This is a genomic window from Pelosinus baikalensis, assembly GCF_020819555.1.
In the GTDB taxonomy this organism is placed as follows: Bacteria; Bacillota; Negativicutes; order DSM-13327; family DSM-13327; genus Pelosinus; species Pelosinus baikalensis.
In genome coordinates this window covers 80533-104483 of record NZ_JAJHJB010000002.1, presented here as the reverse complement: position 1 = coordinate 104483, position 23951 = coordinate 80533, and the positions used below count along the sequence as shown (strand labels likewise).

Here is a 23951-nt window from a genome sequence, read left to right as displayed (position 1 = left end):
CGGGAGGTTTTTTGGTGAGACGAGCTATCATGATGTTAACTTTAGCTGTATTTATCTTTAATATAGCTGGAAATTTGGTATGGGCGGAAGAATATCGTTTAGATTCAGGTGATATCCTTACGATCGGCGTTTGGGGTTATGAAGAATTGCAAATGAAAGAAGTGGCAATTAGGCCCGATGGAAAGATGTCCTTTCCCATCGTTGGAGAAGTACAAGCTGCAGGGCTTTCTGCAGGAGAATTAACGGATGTACTTACGAAAGGTCTTAGTGATTTTGTAAAAGAACCAAAAGTTAGTATCAATATTGCGAAGCTCCATACAACTCGCGTTTATGTCCTTGGTGAAGTAGCTAAACCGGGTATGTATGAGTTGGAAAAACAGCATAATTTGCTAGATGCTCTCGGCGCTGCTGGAAGCTATACCCAGGATGCAGCCAAGAAGAAAGTACATATTATTCGTAAAGATCAGACGAGTACTCCCATAAAGGTGAATCTAATGAATATCTGGGAAAAGGGGGATATGACACAAAATTATGCTCTTGGGGATGGCGATGTTGTCTATTTATCCGGAAATGGTAAAATTCATTTTGCTTCCGACATTCTCCCATGGATTTCAGCCACATATCAAGTAACAAGAATGAATGATGAGTAATAAATGTGAATAGGAGTTTGGAGGAAAGATAGTGGAAGAAACAACAATCGATCTAAAGGATATAATAAAGACGCTAAAAAAGCGTCGTGGATTAATTATTAAAATTTTTACAGGTATGGTGGTTTTCGCCGTAGCTATAAGCTTTCTGCTTCCACCAACTTATGAGGCAGAGACCAATTTGCGTATTAAGCAGCCCAAAGGACTGGCTAATTCCTTACTTGGGGATTTGCCTATGGGGAATTCAGGGGCAACGAAACAATTGATGTCAACCTATGCGGAAATACTTAAAAGCCGTACAGTAGTGCAGGTTGTAATTGATAAAACTCAAACCGAAGGAGTAGACGAAGAGGATATCCCCACTTACGACGAAATGTTGAAGCGTATTACAACTCAACCAGTTAAGGATACGGAGATATTAAAGGTTAAAGTAACTGCAAAATCTCCTGAAGAAGCTGAATTAGTAGCTAATACGTTAGTAAATACATTCAATGAACGAATGACATATTTAGTACGCTCTGAACAAACTGCAATCCGAGAATTTATCGGTGAGCGCTTGAAAGAGTCCAAAAAAGAACTAGAGCAGGCTGAAACAGTATTAGAAAAATATAAACGAGAACAAAAGATCGTGGCTCCAGAAGAAGAGACGAAGGCCATGGTAGATAAATTTGCAGCCGTTGATAAACTGGCAGCGGAAAACACAGTAGCAATGTCTGCCGCACAAGCAAGACTGGACACTGCCAAGCAACAGCTAAATAAAGAAAAACCAGGTTTTGTTGCTGATAGCCCTCTGATTCAACAATATAAGACTAAGTTGGCAGAATTAGAGGTCAACTTAGTAAGTTTATCTTCCAAATATACGGAAAAACATCCAGAAGTAATGGCGACTCGTGCGGCTATCAATGAAACAAATGGCAAATTGAGTAGTGAAATTTCCCGAGTCATTACTGCAGATGCTCCTTCTATGAACCCTATTCACCAAGGTTTATTGCAGAGCCAAATTGAATCAGAAGCTGAGATTGCGGCTCGTACAGCACAAAGTCAAGCGATAAAAGGTATTATGACCAGTAGTGAACAAGACTTGAATAAGCTTCCAGCTAAGGAACAGGGTTTAGCAAAAGTCATGCGAGATGCCAATGTAAATCAAGAAATTTATATAATGCTCGCCAAACGTCATGAGGAAGCCCGGATTAGTGAAGCTATGCAGCCTACGGATGTACAGATCATTGATGTAGCCATTGCGCCAGAGAAACCGATAAGTCCTAAGAAAACATTGAATGTAGTGATTGCTGCGATTCTGGGGCTATTTGTTGGTACAGGAATTGCCTTTCTCTTAGAATATATGAATAAGACGGTTCGGAATGCAGACGACGTACAGCAGTATCTTGATCTTCCTGTATTAGGGAGCATTCCAGATTTTGATAGCAAAGTAACGATTGGCGAAAAAACTGGAATCTGGTCTAAAATAAAAGGAATGGGGACAGCTAGCAGCAAGGAGGGAAGACCAGGATGACAACGACACGCAAACTCATAGTATACGAAGATGCGAAATCTCCTATTGCTGAGGCATATCGTACTTTGAGAACCAATATCCAGTTTTCGAAAACCGATGGTGAACTAAAGACCATTATGTTTACCAGCTCAGGGCCAGGGGAAGGAAAGTCAACAACAATTGCCAATACCGCAGTGGCTTTGGCGCAGTCTGGAAAGAAAGTTATTCTTGTTGATTGTGACTTGAGGAAACCTGTACAGCATAAGATTTTTGGTAAAAAGAATCGTGGAGTTACGAATATTCTGGTAGAGGAAATAGAGACAGATCGCTTTATCCAAGAAACCCAAGTGGAAAATCTTAGACTACTAACCAGCGGACCAATTCCGCCAAATCCATCGGAATTGTTGGGTTCTGCTAAAATGCAGGAGTTAATCAAGTACCTTAAAACCCAAGCGGATTATGTCATTATTGATGCTCCTCCAGTTATTGCTGTTACCGATGCATCAGTATTGGCTTCCAAAGTGGATGGGATTACTTTAATAATTAATTCAGGATCTGTACGCCCTGAGATGGCTCAAAAGGCAAAAGATTTACTAATAAAAGCCAATGGACATTTGCTGGGAGTTATTTTAAACCGCGTAGAAATTGAAGAAGAACATGCTTATTACTACTATTATTATGGTAGTGATGATAAAAAAATAGCAAAATGATAGATGCCAATACTTAATAATAAAACATCTAGTCGGCAAATAGTCAAACTGACCTAATTGCCAGCTAGATGTATCGTGTAGTTCGAATTGAAAAATTTGTGACATTTTTCAATTCAATTTTAAAATATAAACTCTAAGATATATTCCATATACTACTATTATCCTATTTTAATTATAAATGACGATAATTTGAAATTTCTTTGTTGATATAAAAAAAGAAAATTAAGTAATTCATTAGCGAAAAAAGAAAGGAGACGATGTATATGACACCTCCTACCCATATTTTAGCAGTTAAACAACCTGTACAAGCCAATATATATTCTCGTGTTGGGCGTTATGTGGCACCAGTGATTCTAATAGCAGCGGATTATGTGGCTGTGGTTCTTGCTATATTAACAGCCTGGTATTTGCGTGCTGTTTTACTTCCATATCATTTTCCGACATTACCACCTTTTCATATTAACAACACCTATGTTTATTTTGTATTTCCTTTAACCTATTTTCTGTTTTTGGCATATGAAGGCATGTACAAAAAAAGACTGCCCTTCTGGAAAAGTGTTGAAATATTATTTAAAATCTGTGCTTATGTGAGTGCTTTGGCCATTGTTGTTATGTATTTTACAGGGAAGGCAGAAAACATCTCTCGTGCCTTTATTGGGCTAACCTGGTTCTTTAGTTTTATGTATCTCATTTCTACGCGCTATTTTACTAAAAGGATACTTGTCGGTATTGGTTTATGGCAGAAGCCAGTAGTGATTGTTGGCGCAGGAAAAACAGCAGAAATCTTGGCAAAAAGCTTTGAAGACGAGCCTAATCTTGGATATAAAATTATTGGATTAGTCGAGGATAACTACGTAGATCGTCCTTTAATACACAAATATCCTCACATTGGTGGATTTGCCAATGTAGAGCAGGCTGTCATCAATAGTCGGGTACAGGATGTGATTATTGCTACTCCAGGTCTTGCTAGGGAAGAAATGTTGAATCTAGTATATAGGATTCAGCCTTATGTGAGAAATTTAACCATAGTACCTGATTTGTTTGGTGTTCCCTTAAGTAATATGGAAATAGAAACATTATATAATGAAAAAACAGTGATGTTAAAAGCACGCAACAACCTTTCGTTATTTAGAAATCGATTCATTAAGAGGCTCTTTGATGTTGTAACAGGAATTTTCATTTTCAGTTTTATTTCTCCCATTTTAGTAGTGTTGTATCTGGCTGTGAAATATGATTCTCATGGTCCTGCATTGCACGTTGCTAGAAGACTGGGGAAAAATGGAGAAGAATTTGTATGTTATAAATTTAGAACAATGCATGTTAATGCTGATAATATGCTAGAAGAATATTTTCAACAAAATCCTGAAGCAAAAGAAGAATGGGATAAATTTGCTAAATTAAAAAACGAAGATCCACGTGTTACTAAAGCTGGTAAATGGCTCAGAAAATACAGCTTGGATGAATTGCCGCAGATTGTGAATGTTCTAATTGGTAATATGAGTCTTGTTGGACCGCGTCCTTATTTGCCACGAGAAAAAGCTAGAATGGGATATTTAGCGAATACCATTCTGGAAACCGTGCCAGGTATAACTGGGCTCTGGCAAGTTAGTGGTCGCAATGAGATCGAATTCGAAGGTCGACTACAACTGGACTCTTGGTATGTACGTAATTGGTCAGTGTGGCATGATATGGTCTTGTTATTAAAAACGGTGAATGTTGTTTTAGGTAGAAAGGGCGCGTATTGAAATAATACAAGGTGTAACTATTTTTAAGTACTTATGAGGTTTGTTAATATGGTAATAAAGAAAGAACTTTCTCATGATAAACGTAAGCTTTTGGGAAATACGTTGGCTTATTCAATAATACATTATGCTAACTACTTGCTACCGTTAGCAATAATTCCATTACTTGTTCGTGCATTGGGACCAGAAAAATTTGGGTTGTTAGGTTTAGCACAAGCATTAATGACATACTTAGAAATAATAGTTGATTTTGGTTTATCTATCACTGCCCCTAAAGAAGTTGCACTATACCGGGATGATAGAAATAAATTGAATACTATTTTTAATAGTATTCTTGTTTCAAAAGTATTATTAGCAGTTATTGCATTTCTTGTATTGAGTATTGTCCTTTGTGCAGTTGCAAAATTTAGAATAAATTTATCTATATTTTTAATAATGTTTGGTATTGTTATAGCAAGATGTTTGTCACCAGCTTGGTTTTACCAGGGATTAGAAAAGGTGCAGTTATACCTTTGTATAACTATGTTTTTTCGAATTCTATATGCTGTGAGTATATTTATAATTATTAAATATCCTGAGGATTATTTAATCGCTGCTGGTTTACAAGTGAGTTGCCTAATTATAGGGGAGATGATTGCACTTTGCATTGCAATTCGAAGTCATTCATTTCGTTTTGTTATTCCATCTTGGCAAGATATCAAGTACGTAAATCAAAATGGTTGGCATTTATTTATGTCAAGAATAACCTTAGCTTTGTATACTAATGGCAATACTGTAATTCTTGGTTTCTACACAAGCGAACTAATTACAGGTTATTATGTAGCAGCAGAAAAGATTATTCGTGCAATTGAGAATATGATTCAACCGGTAGTAAATGCCTTGTATCCTTATATCGTAAGGACTAAAAATATAAAGTTTATGGTGAAAGTAATCGTTATGAGTGTATTAATTTCTAGCTTTGGCACTATTGGATTAATATATTCTTCCGATTTAATTATAATGAAGTTGTTTGGCTCTACTTATTTCGAAAGCATAGATATTTTTAAAATTATGTCCTTGGAACTTGCAATTGTTATTCCTTCCTCTTTATTAGGTGTGACTTATCTGGTTGCTTTTGGTAAAACGAGAATGTTCAGTTTTAGCAATATATTTGGTGTATCATTCTATTTTATAAGTTTATTATTTATTATTCCACACATTAGCATAACTAAGGTAATTATAATTTCAATACTATCCCATCTAATAGTATTATTAATAAGATCATTTGGAGCAATACAAATCTATAGTGAGACAAAGCGATGTAGTGTAAATAGAGAGAAAGGCGTGAAATAATAGTGTTTGAGAATGTTTTGGTTGGTGTATCCTTCTCATCGGATAATAGAGGCGTAAATGCCTTAGGCATAGGAGCATTAATACGCCTTAAACAAAATAATCAATCTAATGATGTTACTGTTATCAATTTTTCTAAAGAAGAAAAAATTGTTGAACACGATATATGGATGCATGGTAGTTATAAAAAAGTAAAAGTATATCATTTTTCATCGAAAACTCTTCTTAAGGCCCTAAGTGCGTTATGGTTCAATCGTTTTCCAAATAAGTTAGCATTGATAATAAAGCAAGCTAAAACTATTTATACAGTGAATGAAGGCGATAGCTTTAGTGATATTTATGGGCTGAAAAGATTACTGTTTTGGTGTTTCATCGCAATGCTCCCAATTATCGGAAAGAAAAGATTGGTCTTTCTTCCACAAACAATTGGACCTTTTAATACTTTTATCGGAAAGATGATGTCAAAATATATTTTAAAATCAGCACAAGTGATCTATGTAAGAGATGAACAAGGTAAAAAGTACTTGGAAGAAGGAAGTATCAGTCATACATTAAGCTGTGATATGGCAGTCTTCATGCCACCAAAGAAGGTGTTAATTGAGGTTCCTGAAAAATGTGTAGGAATTAATATAAATGGATTACTATATTATGAAAGTTATGGCATAATACAAGGACGGTATAGTCATTATAAAAAAATAATAGTAGATTTAATACATGAAGCATTAAAAAACAACTATAAAGTCTTGTTAGTACCACATACATATAACGTTAATAGTCCTGGAAATGAAGATGATTTAAAAGCAACTAGAGAAATATATGATTCTCTAAGACACCCGGATGTATTAATAATTGATAGCGATTATGATGCCCAAGAATTAAAATATTTTATATCAAAGTGTGAAGTTTTTTATGGGTCGCGGATGCATTCTTGCATTGCAGCTCTGTCATCAACAGTTCCAACTGTTGGTCTAGCATATAGTTATAAATTTACGGGAACATTTGGATTGTTTAATCAAAGTCAATGGGTGTTTGATATTGAAAATATAACAGAAGCAGAAATACCAGCATTTATAATTAAGATAACTAGAATATTTGATGATTTGCAAAATATAAAAAAAGAACTAATAGACATGAAAAGCGAAATGGAGAAAAAGTATCTTGAAGGTAAGTAACAACGTAGCTTCAGTAGATAAGAATAGACTATGTCATGGTTGTGGAGCATGTTCCTACATTTGTCAAAGCAATGCAATAACATTAAAGAATGATGGTTACAATAATTACCCTTTTATAGATATAGCAAAATGTAATCAATGTGGCTTGTGTTTAAAGGTGTGTTCTGGTATTCATTTTGATTTAAAAAATACTAGTTGTACAGAACAAGAACTTCTACTTTCTAAGAATAATCTCTATATAGGGCATTCAAATCAAGCTTCTGTCAGACAAAAGTCTGCTTCAGGAGGTATAATAACGCAGATTATATTGAATTTATTACGTGAAAAGATCATAGATGGCGCCATTGTAGCTCGAAATGTTGGAACGATACCTGATATAGGGGCTGCAGTTGTTCATAGCGAAGAGGAAGTGATGAACAGTACATCGAGTATTTATTATCCTGTATCAGTATGTGCAGCCTTGAAACAAATTGATAGAAATAAAAAATATATTTTCGTTGGTAAGGGATGTGATTTGGATTCATTAAATCGAATATCTGTTATTCAACCATGGATAGGTAAAGCAATTCAATTAAAAATTGGGATAATGTGTCATCATACTCCATATGCACAGGAAACAAAAGAACTTGTTGAGAGTGTTGGTATTAGTAATACGCGTTTAACTAGAATCGTTTACCGAGGTTTAGGATGGCCTGGTGACACGGTAATAACAAGTGGGAAACGGCAATATGTTCTGCCATATAAAATATCATGGGGAAAATACTTAGGTAAAAACATCCCATTTAGATGTAAACTTTGCTCTAATGGAATGGCAGGGCATGGAGATATCGTAGTAGGGGATTCATGGAAAATGAATCCCCTACTACAAAAAGATTTAAATGATGGATATTCTCTGTTCATGATAAGAACGGATGCAGCACAAAACGTGTTGGATAAGTTGTGTAAAGCAAATGACATTTCAATTGAGCCTGTGTCGTCCAAATTTCTGATTGATAGTCAAAGCAATTTAATAAGTAAGAATGAATCTGCACTGTTTAAAGTACTTATTTTCAAACTAATGTATAAAGAGAATTTGTTGAATAATACATCATTTAGATACATTATTACGGATACTATTTTTATTCGGTTACTATTTAGTTTTAAAGGATTGAGGAGGTTAGCCAGTGCATTTAAAAATTATTATCTGTATGTGAAAAATAAGAAAGATATGTGAGTGTAGTTTATGAATAAAAAAGTTTATATTGTTATTCTTAATTGGAACGGGTGGAAGGATACAATTGAATGTTTAGAAAGTGTCTTTCGCAGTAAATATAATAATTACAAAGTAATTGTATGTGATAATTGTTCCAACGATGGATCAATAGAAAAAATCAGGCAATGGGCTGATGGTAAGTTAAAAGCAAATATAACAGATGACCCTAGAATTGCCTTCTATACAAGCCCTGCAGTAGAAAAGCCTTTACAATATTTGGAATATACTCGTGAGCAGGTTGAAAACGGTGAACTCAGCATAGATGAACCACCATTAATATTAATTCAAACAGGGAAAAATTTAGGCTTTGCAGGTGGCAATAATGTTGGGATGCGATATGCCTTGGCAAAAAGTGATTTTGACTATATATGGTTGCTTAATAATGATACCGTTGTACAAAATGATACATTATTATACTTATTAGAACATGTTAAAGGGAAACCGCAAATGGGGATATGTGGTTCAACTTTACTATTTTATGATAATCCTGATAAAGTTCAAGCATTTGGTGGAGCTGTCTATAATAGTTGGCTAGCCTTGTCTAATCATATTGGGTTGTACCAAGATTACAATGTACCTGTTGATTATTTGGAGATCATTGAAAAGAAAATGGATTATGTAGTTGGTGCTTCCATGCTTGTAAAAAGAGAGTTTTTATTGGATATTGGACTAATGTGTGAGGACTATTTCTTATATTATGAAGAAGTAGATTGGGCTATTAGAGCGAAAAAAAAATACGTGTTAGGGTATGCTCCGAGTAGTATTGTTTACCATAAAGAAGGAGCGAGTATTGGTTCGAGCAGTAATCCATTAGAAAAGAGCTTCATAGCTGATTTCTATGCAAATAAAAATCGAGTAGTTTTTACAAAGAAGTATTATCCTTGGCTCTTGCCTGTTGTATACAGCAGTTTATTAATTTCGATAGTCAATAGAATACGACGAAGACAATGGAGTAGAGTAATTTTTCTAATAAAAATATTATTTTCTTTAGGGGAATATAGACATGAAAGAAATTAAGTTGTTGTGTGTGTTTCTATTTATTCTGCTTGTGCCTTTCCAAGACACTAGTTTGCAGCAATACTTTGGTTTTTTAGGAGCAAGTCCATCCTTTTTTCCAATTTCGGTTCTTATATTCTTATCAATTATAGAAGGATTGATAAATTATAGAAACATAAAAATCAAAAAAGTAAATCTAGTCATTTTTCTTTATGTCGTACTAATAAGTTCATTTTATTTGATAATATTTGGTACGGAATCTCACGGAGAAAACCTCATCATTAAAGCGTTTAAAATAGCAATATTAACAGTGTTGTTTTTGTATCCTATTTTTTATATTAATTATGATCATAAGTGGGTACGTATTAGTATTAAAATAGCGTTTCTAATTAGTGTAATTGGAGTAATCTTAAATGATTATATCGATACTTCTTTAATGTTTCATTATCACGAAAATTTAAATATGAGGCCACGTGGATTTTCGTTGGAAAGTAGTTGGTTATCATCAGTTATAGTAACATTAGGTTTGCTAGTTTCTTCTTATTCTAAGAGTAAAATAAGGAAGATTATATATATCTTTATTATGTTGTCTGGATTAGCTTATTCCGCTTCTAAAGGAGGAATAATTGCCATGTTATTAGCTGGCTTTTGTATTTCATTTTTTTATCTAAGAGGATTTTGGCTTAAAGTTACCTTTACTTTAATGATGATTATTGCGAGCGTCTATTTATATGGTTTCCTTGATATTATTTTTTTAGTAGATATTAATGAATATACATCAACGGCAACGCGCAGTGGATTAGCAATTACATCTCTATTTATGATATTGTCGAACCCCTTTGGTGTTGGTTTTACAGGTTTTTTACCTGCAATTAATGTTTATATACCGCAGGCAATTGAATTTATACAATATAATTTAAATATTAGTTTGAATTTTAGTGAATTGTCATCATATGTTGCTGTTGATTCTGCTCAAAATATAAGCGCAAAATCCTTTTTGTTAGAATATTCTTGCTACTTTGGATTGCCATTTTTAATAATATTCCTTAGATTTCATAATTTGTTAATTGAGAAGATGAAAGGGTCCAATAATATGTATATTTTAATGGCATTAATATATACATTGATTGGATTATCTACTTACTTAGGCGGAGTTGGCTTATATAACGTATCTTTATTGTATGGAGTGATATATAGTGAAATTATGCAAAAAAAGAATATTCATAGTATCTAACTTTCCATACTCTTCTCTATCAATTATTTAATCTCGAAAAGGAGTGAAATGGAAGCTTCTTGCGCTATGAGGCTAGGGGTTTACAATATTTTCAAGAAATATGGGGTGGCTTATTATGAAGCTTGCAGGAAAAAAAATATTAGTCATTGCACCTGATTTTCCTTATCCGGCCAATCATGGTGGGCGACTGGATATTTGGGGACGAATAAAAACACTGGCACAATTAGGGCTTAAAATAGATTTAATAGTAACTACAAAGGATAGAGTTAGTTCTAGTGATATAGAAGTAGTAAAACAGTATGTGGAAAATATTTATTTGTGTAAACGTGTAAATCGAATTATTGATGTTTTTTCTCGTTTGCCCTTGCAAATGAATTCAAGAAAATCTTTAGAACAAATCAAACTTAGTGGGACTTATCATTTTGCTCTTCTAGAAAGTCAATATGTTTTTCCTATAGTTAGAAATCATACATTGAATGCTGAAAGAATTATTCTTAGATTACATAATGATGAAACCGCATATTTTTGGGAATTAGCCAAAAGTGTCAGATTAGGTTGGAAAAAAGTCTATTATTTATTAGAATCATATAAATTTAAATTAGCTGAGCCTGAGCTTTTTAAGTATTTAAAAAACGTAATGTTTATTTCCAAAGATGAAATGAATGCATATCATAATAGATATGCTAAATTAAATAGTATCTTTTTGCCACCGCCTATTTCAAAGAAGCATTGTCAAATATCCTTGGCATCGAGGAGAGTATTATTTATTGGTTCATTATTCATGATAAATAATCAAGATGCTATTAAGTGGTATATTGATCATATCCATAAATTATTAACTGATATTGATGGATATGAATTTATTATAGTGGGAAATAGTCGAGGGGAATGCCTAGAGTGGCTATATAAATTAATTCAAAATGAAAAAAATATTCATGTATATGATAGTCCTAAAGAGTTAGAAAAATTTTATGAAAATAGCAGCGTTTTTGTTAATCCTATGCTTCATGGAGCAGGCGTCAAATTAAAAACTATTGAGGCTATAACAAATGGCCTTCCTGTTGTTTCTACTACAGTTGGTAATCAAGGTACAGGACTCGTCAATAAAGAGCATATTATGATTACTGATGATCCTAAGTTGTACGCTAAATACATACGGGAATTCATATTAGATTCTGAAAAGGGTAAAGATATTGTCAGAAATGGGCAAAAATATTTATCTGAGCATTATGATCAAAAGTTTTTACTGAAGAAATACTTATCAGCGTTAACAGGAGGATAGGCGGTGTGAATCGTCTCGTTATTTTGAGTTGTCTTGATACATAGGGGGTATGGCGATACTTTAATAAATGCTGGAAGTGCTTCCAAAAGTAGATGATATAATATGGTTGATTTTTTCTAGTATTAAGTGCGGACTGATTAAAAAAGCCACCTATCATAGAAGTAGTAAATATTCTTGAAATGAGAAAGTGCTACTACATGTATTAGTGCTTGGCCGTCCGCCCGTGTGAGGATTGTATTATATGAATACATAATTACAATTCACAAAAAATTGACATTTATGCAGAAGGACTGATTTTCTTTGATGCCTATTTCAAAATTTCTTTTATATTTAATGGGTTTACCTAAAACTTTATATTTTAATTTTAAATATTTAAAACTACAAAATGCAATTAAACTTCCAATTCTGGTTTCCCATAGAGTTTGTCTAATGGAAATGCGGGGGAAGTCTAAAGATCGATGCACCTATAAAATTTGGCATAATACAGATTGGATATGGCTCTGTTAAAATTTTTGATCAGCATAGAGCTCGAAGTATATGGCAAGTTTCTGGAACAATAACTTTTAAAGGTAAAGCAAACATTGGGCATGGTTCTAAAATTTCTGTTAGTGGTAATTTAACACTAGGGTCAAATTTTATAATAACTGCTGAAAGCCAAATCATTTGCCAGAAGGAAATTTCCTTTGGTAACGATGTATTAATTTCTTGGGATAATCTTTTCATGGACACTGATTTTCATAAGATTATATGCAATAATGAGATTTCTAATTCACCTAAAGCAATAGCTTTAGGGAATCGTATTTGGGTTGGCTGTAGATGTACAGTATTAAAAGGAACTCAGATATGCGATGACGTTGTAATTGCAGCTAATAGTACTGTTTTTGGTGTTTTTGATGAGACTAAAATAATCATAGGTGGTAACCCCTCAAAAATTCTAAAAAGAAATGTTACATGGAAGTTATAGATAATTTAGTACTGGAATTGTAGTGTCTGAATCCAAAGCGAATTCCTGTCCTGTGCGTTACTATGATAAGGGTAGTCTGCTACATAAGCCTTAAGCAGTCACTGCAGGTAAGTAGCGCACAATTATTAAAATGATAATATGCATTATTCATGTAAGCCTGTTAGTTATTTTGGTCAATGGGAATCTCTTGAATAGTAGAAAGAGGGATTGTGTGAAAATCTTACATATTGGTGAGTATATTAAAGGTGGAGTAGCGACTTATATTCGTATGTTATTAGAATTCCAAAGTTGCCATGATAAAATTGATACTGTTGATTTAATATTAAGTAGGAATCATTCAGAAACGAAATGGTCATTATCCGATAATCATATCTTTTATTATGAGTATGAAAGGAAAGTAGTATATATTTTTAAGGCTATTTTTCAGATATATAAGCATATCCGTACAATTGATCCTGATATTATTCATGTGCATAGTACATGGTCTGGAGTTTTTGTAAGAATATTATATTTTTTGAGTTATCGAAGACCTAAAATTGTATATTGTGCACATGGTTGGTCTTTCTTGATGGAGATATCAAATTTTAAAAAGAAAATATATGCATCTATAGAACGACTGCTTGCTTATAAAACGGATGCAATTATTAATATTTCACAATATGAGCATAATTATGCAATTAAATATGGTATTCCTGCTTCAAAATGTGTAATGATTTATAATGGTATACAAAAAACAAATTATAATGAGAGTAAAAAGCAAAATTTCCAGATTAATGAAGATAAAATAAATATATTATTTGTTGGTAGATTTGATAGACAAAAAGGACTTGATATTTTATTAGATACATTTGCTGAGTATAAATTAGACAATATTGAATTATATTTAATTGGGGATTCTGTACTGAATAAACATAAAATTAGTATACCCAATAGTGTTCATCAACTAGGATGGGTGGATAATAGCATAATTGATGAATATTATTCTATGTGCGATGTAGTAATTATCCCATCTCGTTGGGAGGGATTTGGTTTAGTTGCGGTAGAAGCTATGAAGAATAAAAAAGCTGTCATTGCTAGTAATCGTGGTGCTTTGCCTGAAATCGTTTTAGATAATTATAATGGCTATATTATTGATATTCATAAAAGGGATGAGCTTTATTCGCTCTTAATAAACTTAGATAAAGTTAAATTAAAAAAAATGGGGGAAAATGGATATGCGCTATATAAACAGAAATTTACTGATGAAATCTTAAACAAACAGATTTTAGAATTATATATGAGATTACTTGATTGATCATCCTGTAGGTATTAAAGGGATATGAGAATAATTTGTAACTCCAAGAAAAGTGGCGATGACTCCAAGAAAATATAATTATCGCCAAAATGTTACCTCCTAAAATAAGTAAATGGTTGTTGCTACCTCATACTATCCGGAAGTACGATATTTAGTGTGTAAGCGTAAATAAGCCCGCCTTGAAGAAAGGCAGAGCTTATTTTACGCTTACGTATGTTGATGTAATGATGCATGTCGATAGGGACGGTTCTTAATGACAGGGTATTGGGAAAATATTAAAATAGCGTAGGGTGATAATATGCCAAGAGGTGCCAGGGTGCTGAGTGAAACTGGAGTATATCATGTGATGCTTCGAGGTAATGAGCGGAAGGATATTTTCATAGATGATGAAGATAAAGTAAGATTCTTAGATGTGTTATATGCGAAGCGAGAGCACGAAAGCTACTATCTTTATTCCTATTGTTTGATGGATAACCATGTTCATTTGGTATTTAAGGAAGCTAACGATAGTATATCTAGGATTATGAGACGGATTACTATGAGCTATGCAGGCTACTTTAATCGAAAATATAAACGATCTGGGCATTTGTTTCAAGATCGGTACAAAAGTGAGAACGTTGAAAGTGATAGTTATTTGCTTACTGTCATACGGTATGTGCATCAGAATCCAGAGAAGGCAGGGATTGCAAAGACGGAAACGTACCCTTGGAGTAGTTGTTCCGGATATTTGAGGGGAACTGGAGATAGCTACTTACCAGAATTTGCTGAAATTTTAAATATGTTCTCTGAAAACCGTAATGTAGCGATAGCATGTCGTCGGGGACGGTACTTAGTGACAATGTGAATATCACGAGCACACCCTGTCACTGCGTGCCACCCTTCTCTAGAGGGGAATGGAGAGAGTCCCGCCTTTTTGTCAAGGTGGGGATTACGCTTGCGATTTGATAATATTCGTCGGGGTGTGTGCGGACGTTGATGAAGGTAAAGTCCAAGGAAAGCGAGAACAAGAAATCTACTAGAGGTATTCTTCTTGTGATAGACAATCACCTGTTGATAATTTACAAATGAATCGGCTATAATATAAGTGAATTAAATATTAGCCGAAGGTGGTTATAAGATGAATTATATTAAACGTGATATGGAAAAGGTAGTTGTAGAACTTTCAGAGCAGTATCCTGCAATTCTAATTACAGGACCTAGACAAGTCGGAAAAACAACAATGCTTCTGAATCTGTGTGTCGATGGGGACGGTTCTTATTGACAGGGTATTGGGAAAATATTAAAATAGCGTAGGGTGATAAATATGCCAAGAGGTGCCAGGGCGCTGAGCAAAACTGGAGTATATCATGTGATGCTTCGAGGTAATGAGCGGAAGGATATTTTCATAGATGATGAAGATAGGATGAGATTTTTAGACGTATTACATACAAAGCGAGAACGGGGAAGTTATTATATTTATTCCTATTGTTTGATGGATAACCATGTTCATTTGGTACTTAAAGAGTCTAACGATAGTATATCTCGAATTATGAGGCGGATTACGACGAGCTATGTGGGTTATTTTAACCGAAAATATAAACGAGTGGGGCATCTGTTTCAAGATCGGTATAAAAGTGAAAATGTAGAAAGTGATAGTTATTTGCTTACTGTCATACGGTATGTGCATCAGAATCCAGGGAAGGCAGGGATTGCAAAGACGGAAACGTACCCTTGGAGTAGTTGTTCCGGATATTTGAGGGGAACTGGAGATAGCTACTTGCCAGAATTTGCTGAAATTTTAAATATGTTCTCTGAAAACCGTAATGTAGCGATAGAGGGGTTCAAGAAATTTCATATGGAATTTAGTCAAGAGGCATGCATGGACGTTATGGAAGATTGTAAATCGGATGATAATCACGAAGCGCAGATTCAAGAGTTTTTGCAAATTAGGGGAATTGCATTAATGGACATTTCGAAACCAGAATATCTAGATACTCGTAAAGAATTGATTATTTGGCTGCAAGAGAATACTGCTGTGTCAGGAAGAAAACTGGCGGAGGTAACGGGAATTAATAGGGAAACTATTAGAAAAATCCTTGCAAATAAATAGTTGGTGTGACAGAGGTACACGTTTGGAAACATATGTGTCATATGGGACGGTACTTCTTGACAATGCATCTTGTGAACACACCCCGTCACTGCGTCCACCCCTCTTTAGAGGAGACTTTCATATAGTGTTTTGAAGGTATTATTGGTATAATAACAAATATAGGTCGAGTGGATATGAGGCGGTGTAAATCATGACAAAGAAAAAGCTTGAAATGGATTTGATTCAAAAGTTAAGAGGTTTTTTTGCGGAGCGTCAGGATATTATGTTTGCTTGGTTGTTCGGTTCTTATGCTACTGGTTTTACTACTCGTTTCAGTGATATGGACATTGCTGTTTATGTTGAGGATCATACGGTATTGACAGATATGGATTGGTATTTGCAATTAAAGGCAGATCTTATGGAGCTGGTGAACAAAGAAATTGATTTAGTGGTGCTAAATAATGCTAAGCCCTTGATTAAACATACAGCAAATATGCAAAAAAAGATACTTTTATCGCGCAATGCATTGTTTGAAGCAGAATACTCCTTGCGGGTTGTTAAAGAATACAATGATGTGAGATATTGGGCGCGTTATTCTAGGCAGCATTTATTGAGAGGGAACAAGAATGGTTAAACGGGACGTCTTAGAGCGAAAATTATATCAAATTGAAAAGTCACTACGAAAAATACAGGTTTATACTTCACTAAATTATGATGAATTTATTAGTCATCCAGTTGCTAGAGATGTAGTAGAATATAACCTCTTCATCATTATCAATTGTATGATTGATATTGTAAATCATATTGTAGCTGATGAAGAGTTAGGGGAAATTGATGTGCTATCCGATGGTTTTCGAATTTTGTCGGATCATGGATATTGGACAAAGCTGCAGGCTGCTATCTATATTAAAATGGTAGCATTTCGTAATATGATAGCTCATCAATATATTGATGTAGATGCAAATGTGGTATATATGATTTTACAGGAAAAATTAAAAGATGTTGAAACGTTCAAACAGCAAGTTATCAATAAAATTTAATTTACAACCAATTAGGTATTTCATCAAAAGGTATGTTTGTGTGTAATTAAAAGTTTGTATTTGATAGGAGGTGTATAATGTGGAAGAAATATTACGGCAGTTGTTAGAAGGACAGAATCGGGTAGAGTCTCGATTGGAAGGTATAGATGGGAATGAAGAGAACGATTTTGGCAGCTGTAGCTTTGCTATCGCTGCTTTATTGCGTAAAACAAATACCGAGAGGAGCCGTTTCATTGAAAATCATAATTCTAGCAGGTGGTGGCGGGACTCGTTTATTCCCATTATCCCGCACCTGTTTTCCTAAACAATTTATGAAGCTTGGGACTGAGCAATCCTTATTGGCGCAGACAGTTACTCGTTTTATGCCTGTAGCCAAGGTGGCAGATATGGTGATTGTCACCAATCAGGAATATATTCATCATGTTAAAGCAGAGTTAGCTGCTTGTGGGGCGATGGATGTCCATATTTTATTGGAACCCGTAGGGCGTAATACAGCTCCAGCCATTGCATTGGCGGCAAGGTACTGTATTGATGAATTGGGTGCTGGAGAAGAGGAAGTCATGTTTGTGACACCTTCGGATCATATTATTCGCAAAAATGATCTTTTTATCAAGTCTGTAAAGCAGGCTGAAGAAATGGCACGGCAGGAAAATATCGTTACCTTTAGCATAAAGCCTGATAAACCTGAGATTGGGTATGGGTATATTGAAGCTGGTGAGGCGTGTGGATATGGTTTTGCTGTGAAGTCTTTTAAAGAAAAACCTAGTCAGGAAGTAGCTGAAGAATATGTAGCAGCAGGGCGATATTATTGGAATTCAGGAATGTTTGCAGTTACTATGGGGCAAATCATGAGAGAGTTTTCTACCCATCAACCTGAGATCTATCAATTAGCATCTACTAACTATGCCGATGCATTGGCTCAGTTTGAAAACATGCCCAATATTTCAATTGACTACGCGGTGGCGGAAAAATCGGATAAAGTAGTGACGATTCCCTTATTAGCTTATTGGAATGACATTGGTTCCTGGGATGCTATTTACGATGTATTAGACAAGGATACGGATGGCAATGCCGTCAAAGGTGATTGTATACCGATTGATTGTACGAATACACTCATGCTAGGACGCAGTCGTTTGATAGCTGGCATTGGCCTTGAGGATTTGCTAGTGGTGGAAACGGATGATGTGATAGTAGTAGCTAAGAAGGGGGAATCCCAAAAGGTTAAAGACTTGGTCAATGAATTGAAAGATCGGGGACGCCGTGAAGCGGACGAGCATACGACCTTATATCGGCCATGGGGGAGTGTTACTGTCTTGGGTGGCGGACCAGGGTATAAGATGAAGCAAGTCAGAGTTAACCCTGGACAAGGGCTTAGTCTGCAAATGCATTATCATCGCACGGAACATTGGATTGTGACGGGTGGTACGGCGCAAGTGACCCTGGGGGATGAAGTAAAGATGGTACATGAAAATGAGAGTGTATTTATCCCTATGTCTACCAAACATCGTTTAGAAAATCCAGGACGGATTCCGTTGGAGATTATTGAGGTGCAGAATGGCAAGTATTTAGAAGAAGATGATATTGTACGGTTTGATGATGTGTATGGGAGAGTGTGACGAACACACCCCGCCCTCTGGGCACCCCTCTCTAGAGGGGAATTAGGACAAAGATAATTTACAGTTATAGTTTTGCTATCACTGCTTGCTAGATGGATATTTTTTATGCATAAATAAGGAGACAAAGTCGCTTGCGACTTTGTCTCCTTATTTATATTTGGCATCGCCAAGATTAAAAAATTTATGTGATGCTTCTATTTGTTAAGTTCTCGTTACTTGTCCGCAGAGGCTTTTTTTATGCCATATTTATAAAGAATAAATTCTCTAGCCAGGTCTAGCTCTTTTTTTACATGGTCAGGAAGATTATCTATTTCATCATCATTTTGCCTAGTATCTACAATATCATCTTCTGCGAAAAAGTCAGATAAAGAAATTTGGAGAGCATTACAGATTTTTTCTAAAGTGATAATATTTGGACTTTTTTCACCTATTTCTATTTCGCGTAAGGTTGCTTGCCCTATTTCTGCAAGTTGAGAAAGTTTATTAGTACTGTAGCCTTTTTTTTTTCTCAAATGAATAATACGTTCAGCGGTAGTCATAATATAAAACCTCCAATTAACGCTAAAGCAATTATAACATAAATATTTAAAACAAAATTAACGCATTAGCATTGACTAATTAACGCAGAAGCATTACAATGACAACGAGGGGGTGATGATTGTGAAAAATTTAGAAGAATTCCGTAAAGCAAAAGGGTGGTCTCAAAAGAAGTTAGCGGATCAATCGGGTGTTTCCCAAACTTATATATCGGAGCTGGAAGCGGCTAAGAAGCAGCCGACTGTCCTTATCGCACAAAAACTTGCCACGGCCTTTGGAATATCTCTTGCAGATTTGTTACGTGACGAGTTCAGAGCCCCCAAATGTAAGGAGGTGAAAGAGATAGATTCTGGATCAGAAAGGAGTGTGTAGGTATCGATGATTCTATCGCATCTATTTACAGTATAGCCAAAAAGAAATCGTAAATCCATTTTTTGTTAAACATTGTTACAGTTCCAGGTAGGTTATTGTTATATCATAAGTAATCGCAATATTTTGATAAATCATTTAATAAGAGAACGATAAAACATAGGAGGTACGATAAATGGGGTCACTTGCTAAGAAATACGAGGTCGAAGATGTTCCTGCAGGACGAGCTGCTATGACGGATGCAGAGTGGAAAGCGGCCATTCGATTTGATGCTACAGATTGGGGCTGGATTATCATGAGCATTGGCATGGCCATTGGTGCAGGAATTGTATTTCTGCCTGTACAGGTTGGCCTAATGGGGCTATGGGTATTTTTACTTTCTTCTGTTATTGGCTATCCTGCCATGTATTTATTTCAAAAACTATTTATTAATACGTTGGCCGCTTCGCCTGAATGCAAAGATTATCCTAGTGTGATTGCAGGGTATCTGGAAAGAATTGGGGGATGTTTTTAGGGGCGTTATATTTTGTCATGCTGGTGATTTGGGTATTCGTATATTCCACTGCTATTACGAATGATAGTGCTTCTTTTATACAATCCTTTGGTTTGACGAAATCCTTGCTGTCGACCAACCCTTTTTATGGTTTGTTTTTAATTTGCTGTTTGGTGGCGTTAGCTTCGCGAGGAGAGAAGGTATTGTTTAAGATTTCTACGGGGATGGTACTGACAAAGCTGTTTGTGGTAGCTTTTCTTGGACTGGCTATGGTGAGTTGCTGGGATTTGGCAAATATCGGTCCCGTTCCATCATTAGGGAGTTTAATAAAGGATGCAGTGGTGATGCTTCCCTTTACGTTAACATCCATATTATTTATTCAAAGTTTGAGTCCGATGGTGATTTCCTACCGATCTCATGAGAAGTCCATTGAAGTAGCAAGGTATAAAGCAATGCGTGCCATGAATATTGCCTTTGGTGTTTTATTTGTTACCGTGTTCTTTTATGCCGTATCCTTTACCTTAGCTATGGGTCATGAGCAAGCCGTCCATGCTTCTGAGCAAAATATCTCGGCTTTGGCGATGGTGGCACAGGGGAGCGGTACCAGCAATCAGCAAATGGTGAAGATTTTTAGTTTGATTTTGAATATTTTTGCTGTAATGACAGCTTATTTTGGCGTATATCTAGGATTTAGAGAAGCGTGCCAAGGTTTGGTCATGAATGTGCTGCGGCGTATAGTCCCAGAGGAGCGCATTCATAAGACGCTTGTCGGCTACGGTATTATGGGTTTTACCGTATTGCTGTCTTGGGGAGCGATTGTGCTGAATGCGCCCGTCTTGAGTTTTACATCCATTTGTAGTCCGATATTTGGTTTGGTAGGCTGTTTAATTCCAGCGTATCTGGTGTATCAAGTACCATTTCTTCATCAATATAAAGGAATTTCACTAAAAGTAATTATTGCGACGGGTATTTTACTTTGTATATCTCCATTTTTAGCCTTTGCGTAATACTCGTATCTCTTTGAGGATCAATAAAATGAGGAGAATTTGATATGAAAAAGATAAATTCTAAAATGGTCAATCCTTTATGGCTGGAAATGATCAAGGTTGTAAAAAGAGAGGTAGTACCTGCATTGGGGTGTACTGAGCCCGTTTCCTTAGCGCTGGCTGCAGCTATCGCAGCGCAGAGGTTAGGTAAGCCAGTTGAAAAAATTGAAGCTAAGGTCTCAGCGAACTTGATGAAAAATGGTATGGGAGTCACCGTACCAGGAACAGGTATGACAGGGCTCTTTATTGCCGTTGCTGTAGGTGCGATTGGCGGTGATCCGTGGGGGAAGCTGGAAGTTCTGAAGAATCTCACTCCTGCGCAGGTCAGAAAAGCACAGCAAATGGTTTCCCAGGGGCGGGTTCAGGTTATGGTTGCCGATGTACCCCATATTTTGTATTCCGAAGCAAAAGTAATGCATGGAGAAGAGTGGGTAACCGTTGCAATTGCCGATACTCATACCCAAGTGGCACGCATTGAGGAAAATGGCAAAGTGGTATTTGAAATGGAGCTTGGGGATTATGTAGCAAATGCTATGGAAGATAAATCCACCATAGCTGGTATTAAGGCTCGGGATGTTTTTGATTTTGCCATGGGAGTGCCTTTAGAAATGATCCGTTTTATCCATGAAGCTGCTGAGTTGAATACTTCTTTATCCCGAGAAGGTATGAGTGGGCAGTATGGTTTACATATTGGGACTGCTATGGATCGTCAGAGGCAGCAAGGACTCTTAGCAGATGGTCTATTAACTCAAGTATTGATGCGTACTACCGCCGCGTCTGATGCAAGAATGGGAGGGGCAGCATTGCCGGCGATGACCAATTCCGGTTCTGGCAATCAGGGAATAGCGGCAACCATGCCTGTCGTAGTGGTTGCTGAATATGTAAAAGCGAATGAAGAATCGCTCATTAGGGCGTTAATGCTGTCGCACATGATGGCCATCTATATCCATGATAAGCTCCCCAAGTTATCGGCATTGTGCGCCGTTACGACGGCTTCTATGGGAGCTGCTGCAGGAATGGCTTGGCTGCTGAAAGAGGACTTTAGGGTGGTCAGTATGGCCATTTCTAACATGATTGGCGATTTGGCGGGGCTTATCTGTGACGGTGCGTCCAATAGCTGCGCTATGAAGGTGTCTACTTCTGCTATGTCTGGGTATAAGGCAGTATTGCTGGCTCTTGAGGGAATTCGGGTTACAGGGAATGACGGAATTGTGGCAGAGGATGTGGATCAATCCATTGCCAATTTGGGAGTACTGGCCTGCCAAGGAATGACCCAGATGGATAAGCAGATTTTACAAATTATGTTGAATAAAAAATAGGAAAATATGTTGGGAGGAGAATGAAGAGAAGAACTGATGAAACAAGGGGAAGAAGTCATTGTGACTTTTTCCCCTTGTTTCATCAGAAGCGTTTGTAGTTAGATTTTGACGATCATCATTTTATGTATTCGATTATTCTATTAAAACAACGGGTTTAATCAAATCCTTTGGTTTATCTTTCATAAGGAAAAGTGCTTCTTCAATATGATTAAATCCTGTAAAAACGTGGGTGATTAGTCTGCTTAAATCGACACGGTTATGCTGCACAAGGTTGACCAGCATTTCCATTCTATAGCGACCGCCAGGACAGAGTCCGCCTTTTATGGTCTTGTGAGCCATTCCACAGCCCCAGGCTAGGCGAGGTACGGGGAGACTTTCACCGCTGCCATGATAGTTTACATTGGCAACGACGCCACCGGGTTTAACAATGGAAATTGCTTGCCCCAAGGTTTCGATACCGCCTCCAGCCAAGATGACTCGGTCCACCCCTTTGTTTTGGGTCAGTTCCATGATTTGCTCCACGATATCGCCATTTTTGTAATTGACAATATCCGTTGCCCCGTAGAATTGGGCTGCTTCTACACATACAGACCGACTGCCGACGCCGATAATCCTGCCTGCACCACGCAATTTTGCACCAGCTACTCCCATTAGACCAACTGGGCCAATGCCAATGACTGCGACGCTGGAACCAAATTGAATATCCGCTAGTTCAACGCCATGGAAGCCCGTTGTCATCATATCTGTGATCATAACGGCACTAGGCAGGGGAATCTCTTTCGGCAAAATCGCCAAATTCATATCCGCATCATTGACATGGAAGAATTCACCGAAAACACCATCTTTAAAATTTGAAAATTTCCATCCGGCCAGCATGCCATTAGAGTGCTGGTGAAATCCTGCTTGCGCTTCAAGTGAGCGCCAATCTGGAGTAATGGCTGGGACGATTACGCGATCACCCGGTTTAAAATCGTTAACCTTATCTCCTATTTCCACAATTTCACCGACAGCTTCATGACCAAGAATCATGTCGTGTCTGTCACCGATTGCTCCTTCAAAAACTGTATGAATATCCGAGGAGCAGGGAGAAATCGCTAACGGTCGTACCATTGCATCGTAAGGACCTATTAGTGGTTTTTGTTTTTCGATCCAGCCTACTTTATTGATACTTAGCATTGCAAAACCTTTCATCATGTTCAGCCTCCCTATATTTTTTGCGTGAAAGTGAATGTTCTTTATTTCACAATTATAAGTTATTTATATCACATATTAATGGTTCTGTAAATATTATTTATATATTTGGTTAAATCAAAAGAACTGGTCAGGAAGTATATTTTCGATGAAAAATA

Annotated in this window: 25 protein-coding genes; 23 read left to right on the top strand and 2 right to left on the bottom strand. The window is 36.3% G+C overall.

The features are described from left to right. Positions 1-14: 14 nt before the first annotated feature. The 19 genes from LMF89_RS01975 (at position 15) to LMF89_RS01885 (ending at position 18838) form a co-directional block, all read left to right on the top strand. The gene (locus LMF89_RS01975; protein ID WP_229533656.1) at positions 15-650 is read left to right on the top strand and encodes a polysaccharide biosynthesis/export family protein; all 636 of its coding nucleotides are present in this window, start codon (positions 15-17) and stop codon (positions 648-650) included. Between the two features lie 31 nt (positions 651-681). Further along, positions 682-2160 carry a GumC family protein gene (locus LMF89_RS26125; RefSeq protein ID WP_229533655.1) on the top strand — a complete coding sequence of 493 codons (1479 nt, stop codon included), beginning with the start codon at positions 682-684 and terminating at the stop codon, positions 2158-2160. After that, positions 2157-2849, top strand: coding sequence for a CpsD/CapB family tyrosine-protein kinase (locus LMF89_RS01965; RefSeq protein ID WP_229533654.1), 693 nt, complete (start codon positions 2157-2159; stop codon positions 2847-2849). Before LMF89_RS26125 ends, LMF89_RS01965 begins: the two co-directional genes overlap by 4 nt. Before the next feature lie 263 nt (positions 2850-3112). Further along, positions 3113-4594: an undecaprenyl-phosphate galactose phosphotransferase WbaP gene (gene wbaP, locus LMF89_RS01960; protein WP_229533653.1), complete on the top strand. Its 1482-nt coding sequence runs from the start codon at positions 3113-3115 to the stop codon at positions 4592-4594. 48 nt (positions 4595-4642) lie between these two features. Next, positions 4643-5923 (top strand): oligosaccharide flippase family protein, encoded by a 1281-nt coding sequence (locus LMF89_RS01955; protein ID WP_229533652.1) that lies wholly within the window; start codon positions 4643-4645, stop codon positions 5921-5923. Between the two features lie 2 nt (positions 5924-5925). Then, positions 5926-7092 carry a polysaccharide pyruvyl transferase family protein gene (locus tag LMF89_RS01950; RefSeq protein ID WP_229533651.1) on the top strand — a complete coding sequence of 389 codons (1167 nt, stop codon included), beginning with the start codon at positions 5926-5928 and terminating at the stop codon, positions 7090-7092. Continuing rightward, entirely contained in the window at positions 7079-8305 is a 1227-nt protein-coding gene (locus LMF89_RS01945; RefSeq protein ID WP_229533650.1) for a Coenzyme F420 hydrogenase/dehydrogenase, beta subunit C-terminal domain, read from the top strand. Before LMF89_RS01950 ends, LMF89_RS01945 begins: the two co-directional genes overlap by 14 nt. Before the next feature lie 9 nt (positions 8306-8314). Beyond that, entirely contained in the window at positions 8315-9361 is a 1047-nt protein-coding gene (locus LMF89_RS01940) for a glycosyltransferase family 2 protein (protein ID WP_229533649.1), read from the top strand. After that, on the top strand, positions 9348-10574 hold the full coding sequence (locus LMF89_RS01935; RefSeq protein ID WP_229533648.1) for an O-antigen ligase family protein: 1227 nt from the start codon (positions 9348-9350) through the stop codon (positions 10572-10574). Before LMF89_RS01940 ends, LMF89_RS01935 begins: the two co-directional genes overlap by 14 nt. A 115-nt stretch (positions 10575-10689) precedes the next feature. Continuing rightward, entirely contained in the window at positions 10690-11856 is a 1167-nt protein-coding gene (locus LMF89_RS01930; protein WP_229533647.1) for a glycosyltransferase family 4 protein, read from the top strand. A 721-nt stretch (positions 11857-12577) separates the two neighbouring features. Then, positions 12578-12820 (top strand): acyltransferase, encoded by a 243-nt coding sequence (locus LMF89_RS01925; protein ID WP_229533646.1) that lies wholly within the window; start codon positions 12578-12580, stop codon positions 12818-12820. Between the two features lie 211 nt (positions 12821-13031). Continuing rightward, entirely contained in the window at positions 13032-14114 is a 1083-nt protein-coding gene (locus LMF89_RS01920) for a glycosyltransferase (protein WP_229533645.1), read from the top strand. Positions 14115-14430: 316 nt separating this feature from the next. Then, on the top strand, positions 14431-14958 hold the full coding sequence (locus tag LMF89_RS01915) for a transposase (protein WP_229533644.1): 528 nt from the start codon (positions 14431-14433) through the stop codon (positions 14956-14958). Positions 14959-15231: 273 nt separating this feature from the next. Beyond that, positions 15232-15375: a hypothetical protein gene (locus LMF89_RS01910; RefSeq protein ID WP_229533643.1), complete on the top strand. Its 144-nt coding sequence runs from the start codon at positions 15232-15234 to the stop codon at positions 15373-15375. 90 nt (positions 15376-15465) lie between these two features. Further along, complete coding sequence (locus LMF89_RS01905; protein ID WP_229533820.1) at positions 15466-16203, top strand: transposase; 738 nt, start codon at positions 15466-15468, stop codon at positions 16201-16203. Between the two features lie 190 nt (positions 16204-16393). After that, positions 16394-16816, top strand: coding sequence for a type VII toxin-antitoxin system MntA family adenylyltransferase antitoxin (gene mntA / locus LMF89_RS01900; RefSeq protein WP_229533642.1), 423 nt, complete (start codon positions 16394-16396; stop codon positions 16814-16816). Beyond that, complete coding sequence (hepT, locus tag LMF89_RS01895; protein ID WP_229533641.1) at positions 16809-17222, top strand: type VII toxin-antitoxin system HepT family RNase toxin; 414 nt, start codon at positions 16809-16811, stop codon at positions 17220-17222. The genes mntA and hepT overlap by 8 nt, the downstream gene beginning before the upstream one ends. A gap of 79 nt (positions 17223-17301) precedes the next feature. After that, a complete protein-coding gene (locus LMF89_RS01890; RefSeq protein ID WP_229533640.1) occupies positions 17302-17526 on the top strand; it encodes a hypothetical protein in 225 nt (74 codons plus the stop codon). Beyond that, positions 17456-18838 (top strand): mannose-1-phosphate guanylyltransferase/mannose-6-phosphate isomerase, encoded by a 1383-nt coding sequence (locus LMF89_RS01885; protein WP_229533639.1) that lies wholly within the window; start codon positions 17456-17458, stop codon positions 18836-18838. Before LMF89_RS01890 ends, LMF89_RS01885 begins: the two co-directional genes overlap by 71 nt. Before the next feature lie 212 nt (positions 18839-19050). Here the strand turns inward: LMF89_RS01885 and LMF89_RS01880 are convergent, their stop codons facing one another. Then, positions 19051-19377 (bottom strand): helix-turn-helix domain-containing protein, encoded by a 327-nt coding sequence (locus LMF89_RS01880; RefSeq protein WP_229533638.1) that lies wholly within the window; start codon positions 19375-19377, stop codon positions 19051-19053. A 115-nt stretch (positions 19378-19492) separates the two neighbouring features. Between LMF89_RS01880 and LMF89_RS01875 the strand changes: the two genes are divergently transcribed. From LMF89_RS01875 to LMF89_RS01860, 4 genes are all read left to right on the top strand, one after another. After that, positions 19493-19747, top strand: coding sequence for a helix-turn-helix transcriptional regulator (locus tag LMF89_RS01875; RefSeq protein WP_229533637.1), 255 nt, complete (start codon positions 19493-19495; stop codon positions 19745-19747). A gap of 172 nt (positions 19748-19919) precedes the next feature. Next, positions 19920-20258 carry an SLC5/6 family protein gene (locus tag LMF89_RS01870; RefSeq protein ID WP_229533636.1) on the top strand — a complete coding sequence of 113 codons (339 nt, stop codon included), beginning with the start codon at positions 19920-19922 and terminating at the stop codon, positions 20256-20258. Then, positions 20249-21244, top strand: a complete 996-nt coding sequence (locus LMF89_RS01865; RefSeq protein WP_229533635.1) for an amino acid permease — start codon at positions 20249-20251, stop codon at positions 21242-21244. The genes LMF89_RS01870 and LMF89_RS01865 overlap by 10 nt, the downstream gene beginning before the upstream one ends. Positions 21245-21288: 44 nt before the next feature. Beyond that, positions 21289-22602, top strand: a complete 1314-nt coding sequence (locus LMF89_RS01860; protein WP_229533634.1) for an L-cysteine desulfidase family protein — start codon at positions 21289-21291, stop codon at positions 22600-22602. Between the two features lie 132 nt (positions 22603-22734). Here the strand turns inward: LMF89_RS01860 and LMF89_RS01855 are convergent, their stop codons facing one another. After that, a complete protein-coding gene (locus LMF89_RS01855) occupies positions 22735-23793 on the bottom strand; it encodes an NAD(P)-dependent alcohol dehydrogenase (protein WP_229533819.1) in 1059 nt (352 codons plus the stop codon). Positions 23794-23951 lie beyond the last annotated feature (158 nt).